This is a genomic window from Pantoea sp. C2G6, from assembly GCF_051336815.1.
GTDB lineage: Bacteria > Pseudomonadota > Gammaproteobacteria > Enterobacterales > Enterobacteriaceae > Pantoea.
Genome location: NZ_JBGMNJ010000002.1, coordinates 115,627 through 138,729, shown reverse-complemented (window position 1 = coordinate 138,729; position 23,103 = coordinate 115,627). Strand labels below are relative to the sequence as shown.

The window sequence follows — 23,103 nt, the reverse complement described above, 5'->3', positions numbered from 1 at the left end:
CCCTGACCTTTTCTTTGCCCGCCAAAGCGACACCCACCCCCAAATAAGAAAGGCCCGCTCTGCCCGAAGAGCAAAGCGTCCGCGCCAGGGATGGCGCGGCCGATCCGCAGGGATGCGGGGTTCCTTTGCGATCGGGCAGTGCGGGTCTTTCGGCGGCACCCGGCCTCACCGCCACTCCCGCCACTCCCGCCAACACCCACGCCCACGCCCACGCCCATCAGCATCCAACGCCCTGCCCCACCCTGGCAGCCAAAAAAAACGGCAGGCCGGGTTTCCCCTGACCTGCCGTTTCGGTAACGGACCTTAGCTTACGCCAGACAAATTACTCTTCGTCGTCCGCCACATCACCTTCATCATCCGCTTCCGGTGCGATCTCTTCGTCGTCGATCTCAGCTTCCGGCGCAATATCCTCCTCGCCTTCCGCTACGCTGCCGTCGATTGAATCAAGCTCTTCCTCTTCAACCGGCTCGGCAACACGTTGCAGACCCACTACGTTCTCATCCTCTGCGGTACGGATCAGAATCACACCCTGGGTATTACGACCCACAACGCTGACTTCAGAGACGCGGGTACGCACCAGCGTACCGGCATCGGTGATCATCATAATCTGATCGCCATCGACCACCTGAACCGCGCCAATCACCGGACCATTACGATCGGTCACTTTGATGGAAATCACACCCTGCGTCGCACGCGACTTGGTGGGATATTCGCTGTTGGCAGTACGCTTACCGTAACCATTTTGCGTCACGGTCAGAATGGCACCCTCTTCACGCGGCACAATCAGCGAAACGACACGATCGCCTTCCGCCAGTCGGATACCACGCACGCCAGAAGCGGTACGACCCATCGCACGGACCGCCGTCTCGGAGAAGCGAACCACTTTACCCGCGGCTGAGAACAGCATCGCTTCGTCGTTACCGTTGGTCAGCGCCACACCGATCAGCTCGTCGTCATCACGCAGATTCACGGCAATAATGCCGGCGCTGCGTGGACGGCTGAACTCTTTCAGCGCCGTCTTCTTCACGGTGCCCAGCGCGGTCGCCATAAAGATGTTGAAGCCTTCGGTATACTCACGTACCGGCAGAATCGCCGTAATACGCTCGTTAGCTTCCAGCGGCAGCAGGTTGACGATTGGACGTCCACGCGCACCACGGCTGGCTTCCGGCAGCTGATAAACCTTCATCCAGTAGAGACGGCCACGGCTGGAGAAGCAGAGAATCGTGTCATGGGTATTGGCCACCAGCAGACGATCAATGAAGTCCTCTTCTTTGATACGTGCGGCGGATTTACCCTTACCACCACGACGCTGCGCTTCATAGTCGGTCAGCGGCTGGTATTTCACATAGCCCTGATGCGACAGCGTCACCACCACATCTTCCTGATTGATCAGGTCTTCGATATTGATGTCTGCACTGTTGGCGGTGATCTCGGTACGACGATCGTCGCCAAACTGATCTCGCATCAGCTCCAGCTCTTCGCGGATCACTTCCATCAGACGCTCAGCGCTCGACAGAATGTGCAGCAGCTCGGCAATCTGATCCAGCAGCGCTTTATACTCATCCAGCAGCTTTTCATGCTCAAGGCCGGTCAGTTTCTGCAAACGCAGATCCAGAATCGCCTGAGCCTGCTGCTCGGTCAGATAGTACTGGCCGTCGCGGATGCCGAACTGCGGCTCCAGCCACTCTGGACGGGCGGCGTCATCACCGGCACGCTCCAGCATCGCGGAGACATTGCCCAGATCCCACGCCTGCGCAATCAGGCCCGCTTTCGCTTCCGCCGGGCTTGGCGCACGACGAATCAGCTCAATGATCGGATCGATATTGGCCAGCGCAATCGCCAGACCTTCCAGAATATGGGCACGATCGCGCGCTTTACGCAGCTCAAAAATGGTCCGGCGCGTCACCACTTCACGACGATGGCGAACAAAGGCTTCCAGAATCTCCTTCAGCGCCATGATCTTCGGCTGACCCTGATGCAGCGCCACCATGTTGATGCCAAACGAGGTTTGCAGCTGAGTCAGTGAGTAGAGATTATTCAGTACCACTTCGCCGACCGCGTCGCGCTTGATCTCAATCACGATACGCATGCCGTCTTTGTCAGACTCATCGCGCAGGGCGCTGATGCCTTCGACACGCTTCTCTTTCACCAGCTCGGCAATCTTCTCGATCAGGCGGGCTTTGTTCACCTGATAAGGCAGCTCGTGAATGATAATGGTCTCACGACCGGTTTTCGCATCGGCTTCCACTTCGCCACGGGCGCGGATATAAATTTTACCGCGTCCGGTGCGGTAGGCTTCTTCAATGCCACGGCGACCATTAATGATGGCGGCGGTCGGGAAATCAGGCCCCGGAATGTGCTCCATCAGCCCTTCAACGCTGATGTTCTCATCATCAATGTACGCCAGACAGCCGTTGATCACTTCACGCAGGTTGTGCGGCGGAATGTTGGTTGCCATACCCACGGCGATGCCGGAGGAGCCGTTAACCAGCAGGTTAGGGATTTTGGTTGGCAGAACTTCAGGGATCTGCTCGGTGCCGTCGTAGTTCGGCACAAAATCGACGGTCTCTTTTTCCAGGTCAGCTAACAGGTCGTGGGCGATTTTCGACATACGCACTTCGGTGTAACGCATCGCCGCGGCGGAGTCGCCGTCGATGGAACCGAAGTTGCCTTGTCCGTCCACCAGCATGTAACGCAGGGAGAAAGGCTGGGCCATACGTACAATGGTGTCGTAAACGGCGGAATCACCATGCGGGTGATATTTACCGATAACGTCACCGACGACGCGGGCAGATTTTTTATAGGGTTTGTTCCAGTCGTTACCCAGTTCGCTCATCGCAAAGAGTACGCGACGATGCACCGGCTTCAGGCCGTCACGCACATCGGGTAAAGCTCGGCCAACGATGACCGACATGGCGTAATCGAGGTAAGAATTCTTTAACTCTTCTTCGATATTGACCGGTGTAATTTCTCTCGCAAGGTCGCTCATGGAGCCGCTATCCCTCTACTTAATCCCGGATTTTAAAGGTGCGAAAGTATATCACACTGCAATGCTCTGGTGAACGTTAACCACCGATTTCACCCGCTTTTCCTTGTGCCTGAAAGGTGTGCCATCCGCACTTAAGCGTTTATACTGAGGGCACATTTTGTCAGGAGTTACGATTCAATGAATGCACAACCGCAGAATCATCAGCAGAACGTCGATGCGCAGGAAATTGCCAAGTTTGAGGCCGTTGCCTCGCGCTGGTGGGATCTGGAGGGTGAATTTAAACCGCTGCACCGTATCAACCCGCTGCGCCTCGGCTACATCGCGCAGCGCAGCAACGGTCTGTTTGGTAAAACCGTGCTCGACGTCGGCTGCGGCGGCGGCATCTTAGCGGAAAGCATGGCGCGTGAAGGCGCGGTGGTCACCGGGCTGGATATGGGCGCGGAGCCGCTGGCCGTGGCGCGCCTGCATGCGCTGGAGAGCGGCGTCACGCTCGATTATGTGCAGCAGACCGTCGAAGCCCATGCGGAAGAACAAGCCGGTCAATATGACATCGTCACCTGCATGGAGATGCTGGAGCATGTTCCCGATCCGCGCTCGGTGGTCCACGCCTGCGCGAAGCTGGTCAAACCCGGCGGCGAGGTCTTCTTCTCCACTCTGAACCGCAACCCGAAAGCCTGGCTGCTGGCGGTGTTTGGCGCAGAATATGTGCTGCGCATGGTGCCGCGCGGCACCCACGATGTGAAAAAATTTATCCGTCCCTCGGAACTGCTGGGCTGGGTTGATGAAACCACCCTGCGTGAGCGTCATATCATCGGTCTGCACTACAACCCGGTGACCAACCGCTTCAAGCTGGCTCCCGGCACCGACGTTAACTATATGGTGCATACCCACCGCGCTGTGTGAGTCAGGCTGCCCGTCTGCAAGGACGGGCCTCCTCTCCTTCCCTGAACCCCGCTGATACATTCTGTTCTGCGCCAGTGGCTTAGGCGAGTCCACCGCAACGCACACCTTCCCAGCCACGCCCTGCCACCGCCTTCTCCGCCAGCCGGTAGCTGCTTTTGCCCATTTTTCATCCTTTTTGTTGCCTGAAGCAGAGGATTGAATAAGAAACACGCGCCCGATCAAAGTAAGAAAAAAAAGTGTGATGTGGTTGACATGTTGGCAGCCCTTACAAGGCGTGGGCTAAGAAATTTCGCAAAAAATACAACCCCTCCCATCATCATTTTTTGCTCTTGTTAACCTGCCGTAAAATACTAAAATATGCCTCCATGTAGTTGTGGCTTTTCCCATCACCCCCAAGATGTAGTGTTTATCCACATATTATTCACAATGAATATGCTGTGTATAAACCGGGATTTCTTTTAATTTTTGGATACTCACGCAAAGGTAAAAACGCGACATGAACCAGAGTCTGCTCGTTACTAAACGCGATGGCCGCCAGGAGCGCATTGACCTCGACAAAATTCACCGTGTGCTGGACTGGGCAGCTGAAGGGCTGAACAACGTCTCAGTCTCGCAGGTGGAGCTGCGCTCCCATATTCAGTTCTATGATGGCATCAGAACCTCTGACATTCATGAGACCATCATCAAGGCCGCAGCAGACCTGATCTCACGCGATGCCCCTGACTATCAGTACCTGGCCGCTCGCCTGGCGATCTTCCACCTGCGCAAAAAGGCGTACGGTCAGTTTGAACCGCCGAAGCTCTATGACCAGGTGGTTAAGATGGTCGACATGGGCAAATATGATCGCCACCTGCTGGAAGATTACAGCCAGGAAGAGTTCGCCCTGATGGACGAGTTCATCGATCACTGGCGTGACATGAACTTCTCCTACGCCGCCGTGAAGCAGCTGGAAGGTAAATACCTGGCGCAGAACCGCGTCTCCGGTGAGATCTATGAGAGCGCGCAGTTCCTCTACATCCTGGTCGCCGCCTGCCTCTTCTCTGGCTATCCGCGCGAGACCCGCATGGATTACATCAAGCGCTTCTATGATGCGATCTCGACCTTTAAAATCTCGCTGCCGACACCAATCATGTCTGGCGTGCGCACCCCGACCCGTCAGTTCAGCTCCTGCGTCCTGATTGAGTGCGGCGACAGTTTGGACTCCATCAACGCCACCTCCAGCGCGATTGTGAAATATGTCTCGCAGCGTGCCGGTATCGGTATCAACGCCGGTCGTATCCGTGCACTGGGCAGCCCGATTCGCGGCGGTGAAGCGTTCCACACCGGCTGTATCCCGTTCTACAAACATTTCCAGACCGCGGTGAAGTCCTGTTCGCAGGGCGGCGTTCGTGGCGGCGCAGCCACCCTGTTCTACCCGATGTGGCATCTGGAGATCGAAAGCCTGCTGGTGCTGAAGAACAACCGTGGTGTTGAAGGCAACCGCGTGCGTCACATGGACTACGGCGTGCAGCTCAACAAGCTGATGTATCAGCGCCTGCTGAAAGGCGAAGATATCACCCTGTTCAGCCCGTCTGACGTGCCAGGCCTGTATGACGCCTTCTTCGCCGATCAGGATGAGTTTGAGCGCCTTTACACCAAATATGAGCAGGATCAGAGCATCCGCAAGCAGCGGGTTAAAGCGGTCGATCTCTTCTCGCTGATGATGCAGGAACGTGCCTCTACCGGCCGTATCTACATTCAGAACGTCGATCACTGCAACACCCACAGCCCGTTTGACGCGAGCATCGCGCCGGTCCGCCAGTCTAACCTCTGCCTGGAGATCGCCCTGCCGACCAAACCGCTGGAAGATGTGAACGACGAGAATGGCGAGATCGCCCTGTGTACGCTTTCCGCGTTCAACCTTGGCGCGATTGACAGCCTTGACGATCTGGAAGAGCTGGCAACGCTGGCGGTGCGTGCGCTGGATGCGCTGCTCGACTATCAGGACTACCCGATTCCGGCCGCCAAACGTGGCGCGATGGGTCGTCGTACCCTGGGTATCGGCGTGATCAACTTCGCCTACTATCTGGCGAAGCATGGCGTGCGCTACTCCGACGGCAGCGCCAATGGCCTGACCCACAAAACCTTTGAAGCCATTCAGTACTACCTGCTGAAAGCCTCAAATGAGTTGGCGAAAGAGCAAGGTGCCTGCCCGTGGTTCAATGAAACCACTTATGCCAAGGGCATTCTGCCGATCGACACTTACAAGAAAGATCTTGACAGCATCAGCAATGAGCCGCTGCATCTGGACTGGGAGAGCCTGCGTGAAGAGATTAAAACGCACGGCCTGCGTAACTCGACCCTCTCTGCCCTGATGCCGTCTGAGACTTCGTCGCAGATCTCCAATGCCACCAACGGCATTGAGCCACCGCGCGGTCACATCAGCATCAAAGCGTCGAAAGATGGCATCCTGCGTCAGGTGGTGCCGGAGTATGAGCGTCTGAAAGATCAGTATGAACTGCTGTGGGAAATGCCGAACAACGACGGCTATCTGCAACTGGTGGGTCTGATGCAGAAGTTCATCGACCAGGCTATTTCATCCAACACCAACTACGATCCGTCGCGCTTTGCCAACGGTAAAGTACCGATGAAACAGCTGCTGAAAGATCTGCTGACGGCGTACAAGTTTGGCGTGAAAACGCTCTACTACCAGAATACCCGTGACGGTGCGGAAGATGCGCAGGATGACCTGGCACCTTCTATCCAGGATGATGGCTGCGAAAGCGGCGCCTGCAAAATCTAATGGTCAGGCGGGAGAATCTCCCGCCTTATTCATTTCACGAGGCCTGGCTTCGTCTACTTTTGGATAACTTTTATGGCTTACTCCACTTTCTCACAGAACAAAAATGATCAGCTGAAAGAGCCAATGTTTTTCGGTCAGTCGGTAAACGTGGCGCGCTTTGACCAGCAGAAATATGACATCTTTGAAAAGCTGATCGAAAAGCAGCTCTCCTTCTTCTGGCGTCCCGAAGAAGTTGATGTTTCGCGCGATCGCATCGATTATCAGGCGCTGCCGGATCATGAGAAACATATCTTCATCAGCAACCTGAAGTACCAGACGCTGCTCGATTCGATTCAGGGCCGCAGCCCTAACGTGGCGCTGCTGCCGCTGATTTCGATTCCTGAACTGGAAACCTGGATTGAAACCTGGGCCTTCTCCGAGACGATTCACTCCCGTTCTTACACCCATATCATCCGTAATATCGTTAACGATCCATCGGTGGTGTTTGACGATATTGTCACCAATGAGCAGATTCTGGCGCGCGCTCAGGACATCTCCCGCTATTACGACGATCTGATTGAGATGACCAACTACTGGCATCTGCTGGGCGAAGGCACCCATCAGGTTAATGGCAAGTCGGTGGTGGTCAGCCTGCGCGCCCTGAAAAAGCAGCTCTATATCTGTCTGATGAGCGTCAATGCGCTGGAAGCGATTCGTTTCTATGTCAGCTTCGCCTGTTCATTTGCCTTTGCCGAGCGCGAACTGATGGAAGGCAACGCCAAAATCATCAAGCTGATCGCCCGTGACGAAGCGCTGCACCTGACCGGCACCCAGCATATGCTAAACCTGCTGCGCACCGGTGAAGATGACCCGGAGATGAAAGAGATTGCCGCGGAGTGTCGTGAAGAGTGCTTTGAGCTGTTTAAGAAGGCAGCCGAGCAGGAGAAAGAGTGGGCGGAATATCTGTTCAGCGGCGGTTCGATGATCGGCCTGAACAAAGACATTCTCTGCCAGTACATTGAGTACATCACCAATATCCGTATGCAGGCGGTGGGCCTCGATCTGCCGTTCCAGACGCGCTCGAACCCGATTCCGTGGATCAACTCCTGGCTGGTCTCTGACAACGTGCAGGTTGCGCCGCAGGAAGTGGAAGTCAGCTCCTATCTGGTCGGTCAGATCGACTCTGAAGTGGGCGCGAACGACTTCGACGACTTCCAGCTGTAATCATGAGCCGCGACGTTGTTATTCTGCGCAGCTCCGGCACCCGGCTGGAGTGCGCAGACGATCACCCTAATCTGCTGACGCTGCTGGAAGCCAACAATCTCTGCGTGGAGTTTCAGTGCCGCGAAGGCTATTGCGGCTCCTGCCGGATGCGCCTGCTGAAAGGCGAAGTGCACTATCCGCAACTGCCGCTGGCGTTTGTGCAGCCGGATGAGATCCTGCCCTGCTGCTGCAAGGCCAAAGGCGAGATTGAGCTGGAGTTGTAACTGAGACGAATAAAGTCTGGCTTGATTTGCTTTGAGATCGCGTCAACTCAGAGAACACGGTCAGATCGGCAAGACGCAAAAAGCGTCATCCCTGACAGCTCGGCCCGTGTTGCCTGCGCTTTGAACATATTTATTGCTGCCAGACTAACCCTGTATGGGTTGAATCCGTAGTCTGAATAAAACGGGCGCCACAGGCGCCCGTTTTGTTTGCTGCACTCTGTTTACGGCGCTGTTACTCTCTGACCGTTTCCACCACCTCGATCCAGCCGTGACCGGTACTCACCTCGCTACCGTGCAGCCAGCGGCGCAGCATATTCATCGCCATCATCGCCACCACCTTCTGCCGCGTCTCCAGGTTATAGCGGCCGGTGCTGAACTTCACGCGCTGACCAAAACGCCCTTCAGGGGTGTGCAGCGCCACCGAAATCTCTTCCTGTTCAAGGCTGCCGACCGACAGCGCCAGCGCAGCCTGCCGCTGCTCAGCCTGCTTGCGGGTACGGCTCACCTGCTGCTCCAGCGTCTCCTGTTGGGGCGGCAGAATGTCCGCGCCGCATAGCGGCACCCCGGCAGCGGCCAGCTGCCAGTAAAGCAGCCCGGCGGTGTACTGCTCACTGACCGTCAGCTGATAGTGACGCTGCTCCAGCTCGCGCGCCAGCAGCGCCGGTAAACCTTCCGTGCCTTCAAAGATGGTGCACTCCGCCAGTTGCAGACGGACCTGCTGCCATACCTGCTCCATCGCCACCCGCTGACTGGCGGGACCGGTGAGTTTGATCTCAATAATCGGCATCGATGAGCGATACCCCATCACCACGCCCTCCGGCAACGCCAGCGGCTCCAGCTCAGCGGCAATGTCACTCTCACCCCGGCCAAAGGTAGTCAGACGCAGACAGAGCGGCGGCTCGGGTGGGGAGAACTTCGCTTTCAGGCGGGGGATGATCTGCTGCTCAACCATCACCTTAAATTCAGACGGCACGCCAGGGGTAAAGAATATCCAGCAGCGATTGAGTTGCAGGGCAAAACCACAGGCGGTGCCCACCGGATTATCAATCAGCTCGGCGTTAGCCGGGATCTCGGCCTGCTTGCGATTGCTGGCGGCCATCACGCGCCTGCGGCTGGCAAACCAGGCTTCCATCTGCTCCAGCCAGGCCTGCTGCATCTCCAGCTCGACACCACAGGCGCGGGCGGCGGCCAGCGCGCTAAGATCGTCACTGGTCGGCCCCAGCCCGCCGTTAACAATCAGTACATCCGCCTCATGGCTGCGCGCCTGAAGGGTGGCGATCAGCGAATCGAGTGAATCACCGACCGTGGTCCGGCTGGTCATCGGAAGTCCCTGCTGGAACAAAATATCCGCCAGCCAGGCGGCGTTGGTATCGACGATTTGGCCATGCAGCACCTCATCTCCGGTTGACAGCATCTCTACTCTGATCACGTTGGCTTCTCCTTTTCACGTTTGCTTTACTGTAGAAACTCCACTGGCGAAACACAATCCGCATTACCGGCGATGATGAGCGTGGCATCGGTGACAGCACAGGGTGTCTGAGCAGCCTGAAGAGAGATTGAAGGGATGGAGGGAGGAAGATTGTACGTACAACAGCAACGAAAACGGCGGGAATAGCCCGCCGTTTTATCACTACAACACTGTCAGCGGATCGTGATTAACGACGCGCCAGCAGCAGGCCGAGCACCAGACCGGCGGTTGCGCCGATACCTACACCCTGCCACGGTTTTTCATGCACATAGTCATCAGCACGATACGCCGCTTTTTTGGCCCGATAGTAGTAGCTATCTGAGGCGTGGCTGACACGGGATTTCACATCGTTCAGCGCCTGTTCAGCTTTGCTTTTAAGCTCAATGTACTTCTGGTCGGCCGGATCGCCAGATGACTTCAGCACTTCTTCCAGCGTCTCAGTCAGTAACGCAATATCGTCATCCAGGCCCGTTTCGAATTGTTCTGTCTGATTTACCATCGTTTCCTCCGTGTGAATTGCAAAGCAGTTCATTAACTATAGCCATAATCTGGCGCCTTGCTGATTTCCTGCACCAGGAATCACCTGATTTTTCCGCGGGCAGAATGGCTGAGGTCAGGCGGTGCGCCGTTTCGCTGCGCAAAGAAGTGTAAGACCCAGCGGCCAGCACCGATTTTCGCTTCGCTTCTTTGATTAATCTGATAAATTTTATCCTGACTGAATTTTCCAGTAACCCTACTGTCGTACCCCTCTGTTGCCTGTGAACCGCGGGCCATCAAAGTGCATCCTGCACGACAGTCACGACAAACTCGAACAGCTAAGGAATGATCTCTGGCATGAATCGAAGAATGTTTATGAAAGCGTCAATGGCCTTCTCCGCTGTCAGCGGCATGACCGGCCTCTCCACGCTGTTTGCGCAATCCGCCTGGGCAGAAGATGGCATTGCTGACGGAACCGCAGTACGCTTCGATTTCGACGTATTGAAGAAAAACGCGGCTGCACTGGCGAAAAAACCCTGGGGAGGTGCGCCGGGCGCGCTGCCGCAGACGCTGGCGACCCTGACGCCGCAGGCGTACAACGAAATTCAGTATGACGCCAATCACTCGCTGTGGAACAACCTGCCTGACCGTCAGCTCGACGTGCAGTTCTTCCATGTGGGGATGGGCTTCAAGCGGCGCATTCGCATGTTTTCCGTGGACGGTGAGAGCCGTGAGGCGCGGGAAATCCACTTCCGTCCCGAACTGTTCAACTACAACAACGCCAAAGTCGATACGAAGCAACTGGAGGGTAAAACTGACCTCGGCTTCGCCGGTTTCCGCGCGTTTAAAAAGCCGGAACTGGCCCGCCGCGACATCGTCTCCTTCCTCGGTGCCAGCTACTTCCGTGCGGTTGACGACACCTTCCAGTATGGCCTGTCGGCGCGCGGCGTCGCGATTAACACCTTCAGCAATGGTCAGGAAGAGTTCCCCGATTTCACCGCCTTCTGGTTTGAAACGCCAAAAGCGGAAGATACCACCTTCACCTGTTACGCCCTGCTGGATGGTGCCAGCCTCACTGGTGCCTATAAGTTCATCATCCATTGCGAAGAGAAACGTGTGGTGATGGAGGTGGAAAATCACCTGTTCGCCCGCAAAGAGATCCGTCAGATTGGCATCTCGCCGATGACCAGTATGTTCAGTTGCGGCACCAACGAGCGCCGCATGTGCAACACCTATCATCCGCAGATCCATGACTCAGACCGGCTGGCGATGTGGACCGGTAAAGGTGAATGGATTGCCCGTCCGCTGAATAATCCTCAGCGTTTGCAGTTCAACGCCTATGAAGATGAGAATCCGCGCGGCTTTGGCCTGCTCCAGCTCAATCATGACTTCAAAGATTATCAGGATGTGATTGGCTGGTATGACAAACGTCCGAGCCTGTGGGTCGAGCCGGTCGGCAAGTGGGGTAAAGGCGCGATTAACCTGATGGAGATCCCAACCACTGGTGAAACGCTGGATAACATCGTCTGCTTCTGGCAACCGGCTGAGCCGGTCAAAGCGGGCAGCGAACTCAGCTTCTCCTACAAGCTCTACTGGAGCGGCCTGCCGCCGGTGCGTAGCGGTCTGGCGCGTGTTGACGCTACCCGTACCGGTATCGGTGGCTTCCCGGAAGGCTGGGCACCGGGCGAACACTTCCCGGAAACCTGGTGTCGCCGGTTCGCTATCGATTTCATTGGCGGAGATTTGCAGGCGGCCGCGCCGAAAGGCATTGAGCCGGTGATTACCGTTTCATCCGGTAGCGTGAAGCAGGTTGAGATCCTCTACGTTGATCCGCTGAAAGGCTATCGCATTCTGTTCGACTGGTATCCGAACAGCGATTCGACCCAGCCGGTGGAGATGCGCCTGTTCCTGCGCAGCAAAGAGGAGACGCTGAGCGAAACCTGGCTCTATCAATATTTCCCGCCAGCGCCAGATCAGCGTAAGTATGTCGATGACCGGCAGATGACGGTCGGTTGACGATCAAAGGCGAGGCGGCGGCCTCGCCTGTTGTTACTGATAAAGTCTGCCTCGATTAGCTGTAAGATCGAGCCTGCACAGGGAACACAGTCAGATCGGAAAGACGCAAAAGCTGTCATCCATGACTGCTCGGCCCGCGCCGTCCTTGGCGCGGGACGCTTTCCTCTTCTGACTGTGTTCCCTGTACGTTAAACTTATCGATTGCTTCCAGTCTTACCTTAACCTGGCTATGTCCCCATTCCAGGATGGGAGTTATTCGCCTTTTTTATGGTGCGTTCTTCAGCATATCGACGTGAGGTATGCCATCTTCCAGGTAGTTCTCCCCCACCGCCACAAAGCCATGCTGTCCATAGAAATTTTCCAGATGCGCCTGCGCCGAGAGAAACAGATCGCGCCCCGGCCAGTGCTGCTGACAGCTGGCGATCGCCTGGCTCATCAGCCGATTGCCCAGCCGCGCGCCACGAACCCGATCTGAAACAATGACACGTCCGATTTTCACCGGGCTGGCCTCATCCTCCGGGGAGAGAAGTCTCGCATAAGCCACCAGCTGGCCATCAATCATCCCCAGCAGATGACGGTTGTCAGCCTGCAAATCTTTGCCATCCACATCCAGGTAAGCGCACTGCTGCTCCACCACAAACACCGCACTGCGCAGCGCCAGCAGCGCATAGAGTTCCGGTGCGGTAAGTTCGCTGTGATGTTTATCCTGCCAGTTAATGTTCATGATCTCTCCTTGCTAAATAAAACACTCTACAACAGTGCCGGGTCGCCAGCACCTGCTGGTCACCGTATCTGACAGGCAAAAAAAATCAGGCCCGAAGGCCTGATTCATCATTCGCAGTTACCTGCTTACATCAGTGGCTGAGCCATCTGCACCAGGCGGATCAGCGGCTGCGGGTAGACCCCTAACAGCAGCACCAGAATGGCGGAAATCAGCACCACCACCCCACCGGCGGTGAAGGCCCAGTTGGCTGGCGTATCACGGGTGTGCAGTTCCGGCGGGCTGAGGTAGAGACTCACCGTCACACGCAGATAGTAGTAGAGGCCAATCGCACTACCCGCGACGACAGCACCGGTCAGCCACCAGAGGTGTGCGCTGACGCCGGAGGCGATCACGTAGAATTTACCGATAAAGCCCAGTGTCATCGGAATACCCGCCAGCGACAGCATCATCACCGTCATCACCGCTGACAGCACCGGACGATGCCAGAACAGACCGCGATAGGAGTAGAGTGAATCCGCATCCGGGCCACGATACGGGCTGGACATCAGACTGACCACGCCAAAGGCACCCAGGCTGCTGAACAGATACCCAGCCAGGTAAACGCCTGAGGTCTCCAGCGAAAGCTGATGATCTTTCACCGCAATCAGCGCCACCAGCAGATAACCGAGGTGAGCGATAGACGAGTAACCCAGCAGACGCTTGATGTTGCTCTGCGAAATCGCCATCAGGTTACCGAACAGAATCGACACGAAAGCGATAATGCCCAGCACGGTGCGAACCGCTTCGCTGTCGGTCACCGGCGCGTACATAAACAGACGCATGATGACACCGAAAATCGCAATCTTGCTGGCGGTGGCCAGGAAGGTTGAGACCGGTGCAGGCGCACCCTGATAGACGTCCGGCGTCCAGAGATGGAACGGCACCAGCGAAAGTTTAAAGCCAAGACCGATAATCATCATGCCCAGACCCACCAGCAACAGCGGCTCCTGGATCATGCTGTCGGTCAGGCTCTTGCCGAGCGTTACGAAGCTCAGGTTGCCGGAGTCAGCGTAGATCAGCGCGATACCAAACAGCAGGAACGACGAAGCCGCCGCCGACAGAATGGTATATTTCAGCGCCGCTTCCAGCGAACGTTTCTGGCGGAAGGCGTAGCCAATCAGACCAAACAGCGGCAGTGACAGCAGCTCAATTCCGATAAACAGCGCCGCCAGATGGTTAGCGCTGGCCAGCACGATACCGCCCAGCGCCGCAATCAGCACCAGCAGATAGAACTCATCTTTGTTGTCGGGGAAGCCCGCCAGCCACGGATAAGCAAAGGTACAGGTTGCCAGACTCGCCAGCATCACCAGACCGGTATAGAGCATTGAGTAGCCATCGACACGCAGCAGCGGCGTGACATCCATCGCCCCGACCTGGCCGACAAAATAGAGAGAGAGCAGCGCCAGGTTCAGGCCAACCACCGTTAGCGTGGCGTTAACGAAGTGGTTGCGTCGCCAGGCAATGGACAGCATCACAACCACCACCGTCAATCCGACGATTAACAGCGGCAGCAACGCGATCAATTGTTGAGGAGTTATTGTCATGGCGAATTACGGCCTTGTAGTTGAAATTGAAGCGGTAAACCACTGCTGAATATTGCTCATGGCAGCGTGCGAAGTATCCAGAATCGGCTGTGGATAGACGCCCAGCAGCACCAGCAGTACCACCAGCACACCGATGGTCAGGAACTCACGCGGCGACATGCCCGGCAGCGGATCTTTCGATTTCGCTTCGCCGTAGTAAGCGCGCTGCATCATCACCAGCGAGTAGACCGAGGCGAACACCAGACCAAAGGTGGCGATGATGATAATCATCGGTACCACCTGGAAGCTGCCGGTCAGGATCATAAACTCACCGACGAAGTTACCGGTGCCCGGCATACCGAGGTTGGCGACGGCAAAGAACAGCGACAGACCCGGAATCCATTTGATGCGCGACCAGAGGCCACCCATCTGACGCATGTCACGGGTATGCAGACGCTCGTAGAGCTGACCACAGAGGATGAAGAGTGCTGCGGCTGACAGACCGTGCGCAATCATCTGGATCACCGCGCCCTGCAACGCCAGCTGGCTGCCGGTGTAGATGGCAATCAGCACAAAGCCCATGTGCGAAATCGAGGTGTAGGCGATCAGACGTTTAATATCGGTCTGCGAGAACGCCATCCAGGCACCGTAGAAGATACCGATGATGCCTAACCACATGGCAATCGGCGCAAACTCGGCAGAGGCGTTCGGGAACAGCGGCAGGCTGAAACGCAGTAAGCCATAGGCCGCGGTTTTCAGCAGAATACCGGCCAGGTCAACGGAACCTGCGGTCGGTGCCTGACTGTGCGCGTCCGGCAGCCAGCCATGCAAAGGTACCACCGGCATTTTTACCGCGAAGGCGATAAAGAAGCCCAGCATCAGCAGATATTCGACGTTTCTGGACATCGGCGTCTGCAACAGCTGTTCGTAGTTAAAGGTCCAGACGCCGGTGGCGTTGTAGTGAACAAACACCAGACCCAGAATCGCAATCAGCATCACCAGACCCGACGCCTGGGTATAGATGAAGAACTTGGTGGCGGCGGTGATACGGGTTTTACCGTCAGAGGCTTTATGACCCCAGAGCGCGATGAGGAAGTACATCGGCACCAGCATCATTTCCCAGAAGAAGAAGAACAGGAACATATCGATGGAGAGGAACACACCGATAACGCCGCCCAGGATCCACATCAGGTTCAGATGGAAGAAGCCCTGATACTTTGAAATCTCATTCCAGGAGCAGAGTACGGCCATCAGACCGAGCAGGCCGGTCAGCACCACCATCAGCAGCGACAGGCCATCAATGGCTAAATGGAAGCTGATGCCGAAACGTGGGATCCACGGCACGGAGAAACTTGACTGCCACTGCGGAATGCCCGCTGCCTGCGTCAGTGAATAGCCTCCCTGCAACCAGAGTTGCAGCGAAAGCGCCAACGTCAGCCCCATGGTGATCAGTGCGATCCAGCGTGGCACTTTTGCGCCAAGGCGCTCAGTCAGCCAGCAAATCAGACCACCGACGAAGGGTATGATAATTAGCCAAGGTAATAACACGGCACACTTCCCTTTTCTTTGTCTTAGTTCGGGCTATCTTACTTGCCATTTTGATTCCCGGCAGTGCTCGCAATCCTCGCATACCTCGGTATGCTCCGGTTGCTGCGCGCTGGCGGTAACCAAACTGGCTGCGACGATAACGCCCTTGCTCAGGACAATTTTTGACATTCTCAATGGGCAGATTAACTAACCTGCCCCGCTCATCAATCTTTAAATCACCAGCATCAGGGCCAGTACCACCACGGCACCGACACTCATCGACGCAACGTACCAGCGCAGGTAGCCGTTCTCACTCACTACCAGACCTTTGTTGGCAATGCGTGACAGCAGCGCAGGCAGGTTCATCAGGCCATTCAGTGGATCGCGTTTCAGCAGCCACGCGATACCCAGATAGGGCTTAACGAACACTTTGTCGTAGAGCCAGTCGAAGCCCCAGGCCGCAAACCACCAGGTGCCGAAGAAACGGCCTGGTGCGCTGTTGGCGATCCGGGTGACCAGCTCACGTTTGCCCAGCCACAGCGAGGCAGCGATCAGAATGCCGACAATCGCTACGACACCAGAGGTGATTTCCAGTGCCACTTTGCCCGCTTCTCCCGGCTCACTGGCTGGCAGCACGCCCGCCAGCGGTGGGGTAATCAGCGCACCAATAAAGGTGGAGAGCAGCAGCAGCACAATCAGTGGCAGATGATGGGTAATGCCCTTACCGGCATGCGCGTGAATCTTCTCTTCGCCGTGGAACACGATGAAGATCATGCGGAAGGTATAGATTGAGGTCAGGAAAGCGCCCACCAGACCGGCAACCATCAGGTTGATGTGACCGTTGGCCAGTGCGCCAAACAGGATCTCATCTTTACTGTAGAAGCCCGCGGTGATCAGCGGCAGTGCCGCCAGCGCCGCGCCGCCCACCAGGAAGCAGGTGTAAACCAGCGGAATGCTCTTCCGCAGGCCGCCCATCTTAAAGATGTTCTGCTCATGGTGGCAGGCCAGAATCACTGAACCGGAGGAGAGGAACAGCAACGCTTTAAAGAAGGCGTGGGTCATCAGGTGGAAAATCGCCGCATCCCACGCCTGAACACCCAGCGCCAGGAACATATAACCAATCTGGCTCATGGTGGAGTAAGCGAGCACGCGCTTGATGTCGGTCTGCACCAGCGCGGCAAAGCCCGCCAGCACCAGGGTAATCGCCCCGACAATTCCAACCAGATGCAGCACTTCCGGCGTCAGCAGGAACAGACCGTGGCTGCGGGCGATCAGGTAGACACCCGCCGTTACCATGGTCGCGGCGTGGATCAGCGCTGAAACTGGCGTCGGACCGGCCATCGCATCGGCCAGCCAGGTCTGTAACGGCAGCTGCGCCGATTTACCGACCGCGCCGCCCAGCAGCATCAGGGTTGCCCACTGCAACATATGGTTATCGGCCGCGAAGTGCGCAGGCGCCAGCGCCATCATCTCACGGAAGTTCAGCGTGCCCAGCTCGTTGTAGAGAATGAACAGACCAAACGCCAGAAAGACGTCGCCGACGCGGGTGATGATAAACGCCTTCATCGCCGCTTTGCCGTTTTCCGGGTTGCTGTAGTAGAAACCGATCAGCAGATAGGAGCAGAGCCCTACCCCTTCCCAGCCCAGATACATCAGCATCAGGTTATCCGCCAGTACCAGAACCACCATGCTGGCGATAAACAGGTTGGTATAGGCGAAGAAGCGGGAGTAACCCTCTTCACCGCGCATGTACCAGGAAGCGAACATATGGATAAAGAAGCCGACCCCGGTCACCACCGACAGCATGGTCAGCGACAGGCCATCCAGCGTCAGGTTGACCTTCATGTCAAAGTTGCCGACATGCATCCAGGTCCAGAGCGCCTGAGTATAGGCTTGCTGACCGTTGGCGAAGAAGTCAAAACCGATCATCGCGGTGGTCAGGGCGGCCAGACCTACCGATCCCATCCCAATAGTGGCCGACAGATTTTCTGACCAGCGGCCACGGGAAAACGCTAACAGCAGAAAGCCGATCAGCGGAAACAAGACAGTTAAATAGAGAAGATTCATCCGCGCATCTCGCTCACAGTATCAATGTTCAGCGTCTGACGACGACGATAGAGCTGAAGCAGCAGCGCCAGACCAATACTGGCTTCCGCCGCAGCCAGGCTGATCGCCAGGATATACATCACCTGTCCATCGGCCTGACCCCAGTAACTCCCCGCGACCACCAGCGCTAAGGCGGCGGCATTGATCATGATTTCAAGGCCGATCAGCATAAACAGCAGATTGCGGCGTATCACCAGCGAGGTCAGTCCAAGGACAAACAGCACGGCGGCAAGAATCAATCCATGTTGTAACGGGATCATGCGCTCTCCTTTTTCGCTTGTGCGGTGTCAGTCGGGCGGTTACTCAGCACTTCGCCCTGCCGCTCTTCACGACCGATGTGGAATGCCACCACCAGACCCGCCAGCAGCAGCATCGACGCCAGCTCAACCGCCAGCACGTAAGGACCGAACAGGCTGATACCGACCGCTTTGGCGTCGATAATGGTGCCATCGATACCCTGATCGTTAGCGGTGAGGATGGCGTAGACCAGCACCACCAGCAGCAGTAAAGAGACGATGCCCGGTCCGATCCAGAGAGACGGGCTGAGCCACTCGCGCTCCTGCTTCTCGGTCTGTTTGCCCAGGTTCAGCATCATCACCACGAAGACGAACAGCACCATGATGGCCCCGGCGTAAACGATGATCTCCAGCGCACCGGCGAAATAGGCACCCATAGAGAAGAAGACGCCGGCAATCGACAACAGCGAAACGATCAGGTACAGCAACGCATGTACCGGATTAGTGTGGGTAATGACGCGCAACGTCGTCAGTACCGCCACCAGTCCGCAAAGATAAAACGCAAATTCCATGCCTTGCTCCTTAAGGTAATAAGCCTTTGACGTCGATAGGCTTCGCTTCGTTTTCCGCTTCGCCCTTATCTTTACCGTCAATCGCCATACCTGCCATGCGGTAGAAGTTGTACTCCGGGTATTTACCCGGACCCGAAATCAGCAGATCGTCCTTCTCATAGACCAGATCCTGACGCTTAAACTCACCCAGTTCGAAGTCGGGAGTGAGCTGAATCGCCGTGGTCGGACAGGCTTCCTCGCACATGCCGCAGAAGATGCAGCGCGAGAAGTTGATGCGGAAGAACTCCGGGTACCAGCGGCCATCTTTGGTTTCCGCTTTTTGCAGCGAAATACAGCCCACCGGACAGGCGACGGCGCACAGGTTACAGGCGACGCAACGCTCCTGACCATCCGGGTCGCGGGTTAACACGATACGGCCGCGATAGCGCGGTGGCAGATAGACCGGCTCTTCCGGGTACATCTGGGTTTCACGTTTGGCGAAGGCGTGCAGGCCTATCAGCCAGATACTGCGAACTGTCGTGCCGAAACCAACGACAATATCTTTTAAAGTCATTTGCTAACCCCTTACGGCGCTGTGTAGAGAATCACTGCGGCGGTTGCCAGCAGGTTCAACAGCGTCAACGGCAGACACACCTTCCAGCCGAACGACAGCACCTGGTCATAACGTGGACGCGGAAGCGCCGCACGGATCAGGATGAACATCATCATAAAGAACGCCGTTTTCAGGGCGAACCAGATGAACGGCGGCAGGAATGGGCCATGCCAGCCACCAAAGAACAGCGTCACGATCAGCGCTGACACGGTGGTAATCGCCACATATTCGCCAACAAAGAACAGGCCGAACTTCATCCCGGCATATTCAATGTGATACCCGTCCGCCAGTTCCTGCTCCGCTTCTGGCTGGTCGAAAGGATGACGGTGACACACCGCCACGCCAGCAATACAGAAGGTCACGAAGCCGAAGAACTGCGGAATGATGTTCCACAGGTGGGTCTGGCTGTTGACAATATCGTTCATATTGAACGAGCCCGCCTGCGCCACCACACCCATCAGCGACAGTCCCAGGAACACTTCGTAGCTCAGGGTCTGCGCCGAGGCGCGCATGGCACCCAGCAGCGAGTATTTGTTGTTACTCGACCAGCCGGCAAACAGCACCGCGTAGACCGCCAGACCCGCCATCATCAGGAAGAACAGCAGACCGATGTTCAGGTCTGTCACCATCCAGGTGGGCGAAACCGGCACGATGGCAAACGCCAGCAGCAGCGATACGAAGGCGATAACCGGTGCCAGGGTAAAGATAAAGCGGTCGGTAAAGGGAGGAACCCAGTCCTCTTTAAAGAACATCTTGATCATATCCGCCACCAGCTGGAGCGAGCCGCCCCAGCCGACGCGGTTCGGTCCATAACGGTTCTGGAACAGGCCGAGCAGACGACGCTCGGCGAAGCTCATAAACGCGCCGCAGGCCACAACCACCAGCAGAATGACGATGGCTTTAACAATCGCCAGCAGAATGTCAATAACGCCCGGGGTTAACCAGCTCATTGTACCGCCTCCCGCAGTGTGTCGATTTTTCCGTTCGCCAGGAATGGCGGAATACCCGGCATGCCGAGCGGCAGACCAATCTGTCCCGCCTGAAGCGATGCCGAGAAGCGGACCGGCAGACGCAGCGTTTCACCGGCACAGCTGAACTCCACCGCAGCGCCGTTGTTGACGCCCAGTTTCGCCGCATCCTCCGGGTTAATCACCAGCGCAGGCTCGGCCATACGCTGCTGGAACACCGGGGAACGCTGCGACATCTCTTCACTGCCAAACAAGCGATGAAGCGGAGCCACGCGCCACTGTGCGTCACTGACAAACGCCGCAGGCACGCTGCTGAACCACGGCAGCTGTGCAGTGCTGGCTTCAAACAGACGTACGCCAGGATCGCCATGACGCAGGTGACCGCCCACTTCAGCCTGGAATTTGTTCCACGCCTGCGGTGAGTTCCAGCCCGGCGCCCAGGCAAACGGAATCTGCGAACGCGGTGCCGAGGGCTGGTTGTTCCCTTCCATTGAGAAGGCGAACATGGTGTCCTGATCCTGTGGCTGACGCGGTTCGTGCACGCTGATATTGGCGCGAGCCGCGGTACGACCACTGGCACGGATAGGAGAACGTGACAGTTTCTGACCACGAATACGGAAGCTGGCATCCGGTGCCGCATCCTTGATGCCGGCCAGCTGCGGCAGGCGGGCAACCACGGCGTCGATCACATGATCGAGTTGGGTCCAGTCCACCCGACGGCTCTCCAGCGTGCTGTGCAGCGAGTGCAGCCAGCGCCAGCTCTCCAGCATCACTACGCTGTTGTCGTAGTAAGCGGGATCGTAAACCTGGAAGAAACGCTGGGCGCGACCTTCATGGTTGATTGAAGTACCGTCGCTTTCGGCGAAGCTGGCGGTGGATAACACCAGACCCGCTTTCTCCAGCGTGGCGGTACGCTGATGATCCACCACAATCACGTTAGTGGTCTGGGCCAGAGCCGCATCGACCAGCGCTTTCGGCGCATGGCGATAGAGGTCGTTTTCCAGTACCACCAGCGCGTCAGCTTCACCTTTGCTCAGCTGCTCCAGCGCGTGCTCCAGCGGATTGCCGCCCATCAGGCCGAGTCCGATGCTGTTTGCCGCGCCTGCCAGCAGCGTAATGCCGACATCGGCACCGCGCGCTTTCAGCGCTTTCGCCACGTTAGCCGCAGCTTCAATCATGGCGCTGCTGCCGGAATGAGTACCGGAGATGATCAGCGGCTTTTTCGCACCCGCTAATGCCTGGACGATAACATCCATTTTGCCGTTGAGGCTGCTGTCGAAATCAGCCACTGCCGGCGCGGTTTCATCCAGCGCATTGGCGATGGCGAAGCCGAGACGCGCCTGATCTTCCACCGGCGCGCGATAGCTCCAGGCGGCGATGTCATCCAGACGGGTTTCATCAACGTGGGTGACAAACAGCGGGTGTTTCGCATTCTGACCGATGTTAAGGATCGCGGCGATCTGCCAGTCTGCCACTTTCTGGGCAGCGGCCATTTCACGCGCTTTACCTTTCACCGCCTGACGCACCGAGAGCGCCACGCGCGCACCCACCTGAGTCAGGTCTTCACCCAGAACCAGCACCGCGTCGTAGCTTTCGATCTCGCGCAGCGATGGCGTGTAGATCCCGCCTTCGCGCAACACTTTCAGCATCAGTTCCAGCCGCGCCTGCTCATCGGCTGGCATACCGGTTGAGAAGTTTTCCGCGCCCACCAGTTCACGCAGCGCGAAGTTGCTTTCAACGCTGGCGCGTGGCGAGCCGATACCGATCACTTTTTTCGCCTGACGCAGCAGATCGGCACCCGCATTGACCGCCTGTTCGGCGTTCAGCGTCACCCAGTCGTTGCCGCGCAGCAGCATCGGCTGGCGTGGACGATCTGTGCGGTTCACGTAACCGTAACCAAAGCGACCACGGTCACACAGGAAGTAGTGGTTTACCGTACCGTTGTAGCGGTTCTCAATACGACGCAGCTCACCGTAGCGCTCACCGGGGCTGGTGTTACAGCCGACGCTGCACTGCTGGCAGATGCTCGGCGCGAACTGCATATCCCATTTACGGTTATAGCGTTCAGAGTGGGTTTTATCGGTGAAGACGCCGGTCGGGCAGATTTCGACCAGGTTGCCGGAGAATTCGCTCTCCAGCGTGCCATCTTCCGGGCGACCGAAATAGACGTTGTCGTGCGCGCCGTAGACACCCAGATCTTTGCCATCGGCATAATCTTTGTAGTAACGCACGCAGCGGTAACAGGCGATACAGCGGTTCATTTCATGAGAGATGAACGGACCGAGATCCTGATTGCGGTGGGTGCGTTTGGTGAAGCGATAGCGGCGGAAGCTGTGGCCCGTCATCACTGTCATATCCTGTAGGTGACAGTTACCGCCCTCTTCACACACCGGGCAGTCGTGCGGGTGGTTGGTCATCAGCCACTCCACCACGCTTTCGCGGAACTCTTTCGCTTCGCCATCATCGATGGAGATGAATGTGCCGTCAGAGGCCGGCGTCATGCAGGACATGACGAGTCGGCCGCGGGTATCTTCGGCATTCTGGAATTGCTTTACCGCGCACTGGCGGCAGGCCCCAACGCTTCCCAGCGCCGGATGCCAGCAAAAATAAGGAATATCAAGGCCCAGAGAGAGACACGCCTGTAGCAGGTTGTCCGCTCCGTTCACATCATACTCTTTACCGTCTACATGGATTGTAGCCATAGTGACATGCTTC

At 56.9% G+C, this 23,103-nt stretch carries 17 protein-coding genes; 5 read left to right on the top strand and 12 right to left on the bottom strand.

Going from position 1 to position 23,103, the window contains the following annotated elements; genetic code table 11:
• Nucleotides 1-322: 322 nt before the first annotated feature.
• Nucleotides 323-2,989, bottom strand: a complete 2,667-nt coding sequence (gyrA, locus tag ACCW71_RS04195) for a DNA topoisomerase (ATP-hydrolyzing) subunit A (RefSeq protein WP_436369829.1) — start codon at nucleotides 2,987-2,989, stop codon at nucleotides 323-325.
• Nucleotides 2,990-3,166: 177 nt separating this feature from the next.
• Here gyrA and ubiG point away from each other — a divergent pair, with 177 nt between their 5' ends.
• From ubiG to yfaE, 4 genes are all read left to right on the top strand, one after another.
• Nucleotides 3,167-3,892, top strand: coding sequence for a bifunctional 2-polyprenyl-6-hydroxyphenol methylase/3-demethylubiquinol 3-O-methyltransferase UbiG (ubiG, locus tag ACCW71_RS04190; RefSeq protein ID WP_436369828.1), 726 nt, complete (start codon nucleotides 3,167-3,169; stop codon nucleotides 3,890-3,892).
• A gap of 496 nt (nucleotides 3,893-4,388) precedes the next feature.
• Nucleotides 4,389-6,674 carry a class 1a ribonucleoside-diphosphate reductase subunit alpha gene (nrdA, locus tag ACCW71_RS04185; protein WP_436369827.1) on the top strand — a complete coding sequence of 762 codons (2,286 nt, stop codon included), beginning with the start codon at nucleotides 4,389-4,391 and terminating at the stop codon, nucleotides 6,672-6,674.
• A gap of 72 nt (nucleotides 6,675-6,746) precedes the next feature.
• Nucleotides 6,747-7,877 carry a class Ia ribonucleoside-diphosphate reductase subunit beta gene (gene nrdB, locus ACCW71_RS04180; protein ID WP_436369826.1) on the top strand — a complete coding sequence of 377 codons (1,131 nt, stop codon included), beginning with the start codon at nucleotides 6,747-6,749 and terminating at the stop codon, nucleotides 7,875-7,877.
• Between the two features lie 2 nt (nucleotides 7,878-7,879).
• A complete protein-coding gene (gene yfaE, locus ACCW71_RS04175; RefSeq protein ID WP_436369825.1) occupies nucleotides 7,880-8,140 on the top strand; it encodes a class I ribonucleotide reductase maintenance protein YfaE in 261 nt (86 codons plus the stop codon).
• A gap of 232 nt (nucleotides 8,141-8,372) precedes the next feature.
• Here yfaE and ACCW71_RS04170 read toward each other — a convergent pair whose 3' ends face one another.
• Both ACCW71_RS04170 and elaB read right to left on the bottom strand, forming a co-directional pair.
• Nucleotides 8,373-9,569: a nicotinamide mononucleotide deamidase-related protein YfaY gene (locus tag ACCW71_RS04170; RefSeq protein ID WP_436369824.1), complete on the bottom strand. Its 1,197-nt coding sequence runs from the start codon at nucleotides 9,567-9,569 to the stop codon at nucleotides 8,373-8,375.
• 226 nt (nucleotides 9,570-9,795) lie between these two features.
• Entirely contained in the window at nucleotides 9,796-10,107 is a 312-nt protein-coding gene (gene elaB, locus ACCW71_RS04165; protein ID WP_436369823.1) for a stress response protein ElaB, read from the bottom strand.
• 335 nt (nucleotides 10,108-10,442) lie between these two features.
• On the opposite strand from elaB, the gene ACCW71_RS04160 reads away from it, so the two are divergent.
• On the top strand, nucleotides 10,443-12,101 hold the full coding sequence (locus tag ACCW71_RS04160) for a glucan biosynthesis protein D (RefSeq protein WP_436369822.1): 1,659 nt from the start codon (nucleotides 10,443-10,445) through the stop codon (nucleotides 12,099-12,101).
• Nucleotides 12,102-12,366: 265 nt separating this feature from the next.
• Here ACCW71_RS04160 and ACCW71_RS04155 read toward each other — a convergent pair whose 3' ends face one another.
• From ACCW71_RS04155 to nuoG, 9 genes are all read right to left on the bottom strand, one after another.
• Entirely contained in the window at nucleotides 12,367-12,825 is a 459-nt protein-coding gene (locus ACCW71_RS04155; protein ID WP_436369821.1) for a GNAT family N-acetyltransferase, read from the bottom strand.
• Nucleotides 12,826-12,950: 125 nt separating this feature from the next.
• Nucleotides 12,951-14,408 carry an NADH-quinone oxidoreductase subunit NuoN gene (gene nuoN, locus ACCW71_RS04150; RefSeq protein WP_436369820.1) on the bottom strand — a complete coding sequence of 486 codons (1,458 nt, stop codon included), beginning with the start codon at nucleotides 14,406-14,408 and terminating at the stop codon, nucleotides 12,951-12,953.
• Nucleotides 14,409-14,414: 6 nt separating this feature from the next.
• Entirely contained in the window at nucleotides 14,415-15,935 is a 1,521-nt protein-coding gene (gene nuoM, locus ACCW71_RS04145) for an NADH-quinone oxidoreductase subunit M (RefSeq protein WP_436369819.1), read from the bottom strand.
• A gap of 210 nt (nucleotides 15,936-16,145) precedes the next feature.
• Complete coding sequence (gene nuoL / locus ACCW71_RS04140) at nucleotides 16,146-17,981, bottom strand: NADH-quinone oxidoreductase subunit L (protein ID WP_436369818.1); 1,836 nt, start codon at nucleotides 17,979-17,981, stop codon at nucleotides 16,146-16,148.
• Nucleotides 17,978-18,280, bottom strand: a complete 303-nt coding sequence (nuoK, locus tag ACCW71_RS04135; protein ID WP_003854236.1) for an NADH-quinone oxidoreductase subunit NuoK — start codon at nucleotides 18,278-18,280, stop codon at nucleotides 17,978-17,980. Before nuoK ends, nuoL begins: the two co-directional genes overlap by 4 nt.
• Nucleotides 18,277-18,828 (bottom strand): NADH-quinone oxidoreductase subunit J, encoded by a 552-nt coding sequence (gene nuoJ, locus ACCW71_RS04130; RefSeq protein WP_436369817.1) that lies wholly within the window; start codon nucleotides 18,826-18,828, stop codon nucleotides 18,277-18,279. Before nuoJ ends, nuoK begins: the two co-directional genes overlap by 4 nt.
• Before the next feature lie 10 nt (nucleotides 18,829-18,838).
• Nucleotides 18,839-19,381 carry an NADH-quinone oxidoreductase subunit NuoI gene (gene nuoI / locus ACCW71_RS04125; protein WP_003854239.1) on the bottom strand — a complete coding sequence of 181 codons (543 nt, stop codon included), beginning with the start codon at nucleotides 19,379-19,381 and terminating at the stop codon, nucleotides 18,839-18,841.
• An 11-nt stretch (nucleotides 19,382-19,392) separates the two neighbouring features.
• Nucleotides 19,393-20,370, bottom strand: coding sequence for an NADH-quinone oxidoreductase subunit NuoH (gene nuoH, locus ACCW71_RS04120; RefSeq protein ID WP_436369816.1), 978 nt, complete (start codon nucleotides 20,368-20,370; stop codon nucleotides 19,393-19,395).
• Nucleotides 20,367-23,090 carry an NADH-quinone oxidoreductase subunit NuoG gene (gene nuoG, locus ACCW71_RS04115; protein WP_436369815.1) on the bottom strand — a complete coding sequence of 908 codons (2,724 nt, stop codon included), beginning with the start codon at nucleotides 23,088-23,090 and terminating at the stop codon, nucleotides 20,367-20,369. Before nuoG ends, nuoH begins: the two co-directional genes overlap by 4 nt.
• Between the last annotated feature and the right edge of the window lie 13 nt (nucleotides 23,091-23,103).

What these genes read in the sequence shown, in the direction of transcription:
- gyrA (WP_436369829.1), bottom strand. Translation starts at nt 2,989, where the DNA reads ATGAGCGACCTTGCGAGAGAAATTACACCGGTCAATATCGAAGAAGAG.
- ubiG (WP_436369828.1), top strand. Translation starts at nt 3,167, where the DNA reads ATGAATGCACAACCGCAGAATCATCAGCAGAACGTCGATGCGCAGGAA.
- nrdA (WP_436369827.1), top strand. Translation starts at nt 4,389, where the DNA reads ATGAACCAGAGTCTGCTCGTTACTAAACGCGATGGCCGCCAGGAGCGC.
- nrdB (WP_436369826.1), top strand. Translation starts at nt 6,747, where the DNA reads ATGGCTTACTCCACTTTCTCACAGAACAAAAATGATCAGCTGAAAGAG.
- yfaE (WP_436369825.1), top strand. Translation starts at nt 7,880, where the DNA reads ATGAGCCGCGACGTTGTTATTCTGCGCAGCTCCGGCACCCGGCTGGAG.
- elaB (WP_436369823.1), bottom strand. Translation starts at nt 10,107, where the DNA reads ATGGTAAATCAGACAGAACAATTCGAAACGGGCCTGGATGACGATATT.
- ACCW71_RS04160 (WP_436369822.1), top strand. Translation starts at nt 10,443, where the DNA reads ATGAATCGAAGAATGTTTATGAAAGCGTCAATGGCCTTCTCCGCTGTC.
- ACCW71_RS04155 (WP_436369821.1), bottom strand. Translation starts at nt 12,825, where the DNA reads ATGAACATTAACTGGCAGGATAAACATCACAGCGAACTTACCGCACCG.
- nuoN (WP_436369820.1), bottom strand. Translation starts at nt 14,408, where the DNA reads ATGACAATAACTCCTCAACAATTGATCGCGTTGCTGCCGCTGTTAATC.
- nuoL (WP_436369818.1), bottom strand. Translation starts at nt 17,981, where the DNA reads ATGAATCTTCTCTATTTAACTGTCTTGTTTCCGCTGATCGGCTTTCTG.
- nuoK (WP_003854236.1), bottom strand. Translation starts at nt 18,280, where the DNA reads ATGATCCCGTTACAACATGGATTGATTCTTGCCGCCGTGCTGTTTGTC.
- nuoJ (WP_436369817.1), bottom strand. Translation starts at nt 18,828, where the DNA reads ATGGAATTTGCGTTTTATCTTTGCGGACTGGTGGCGGTACTGACGACG.
- nuoI (WP_003854239.1), bottom strand. Translation starts at nt 19,381, where the DNA reads ATGACTTTAAAAGATATTGTCGTTGGTTTCGGCACGACAGTTCGCAGT.
- nuoH (WP_436369816.1), bottom strand. Translation starts at nt 20,370, where the DNA reads ATGAGCTGGTTAACCCCGGGCGTTATTGACATTCTGCTGGCGATTGTT.
- nuoG (WP_436369815.1), bottom strand. Translation starts at nt 23,090, where the DNA reads ATGGCTACAATCCATGTAGACGGTAAAGAGTATGATGTGAACGGAGCG.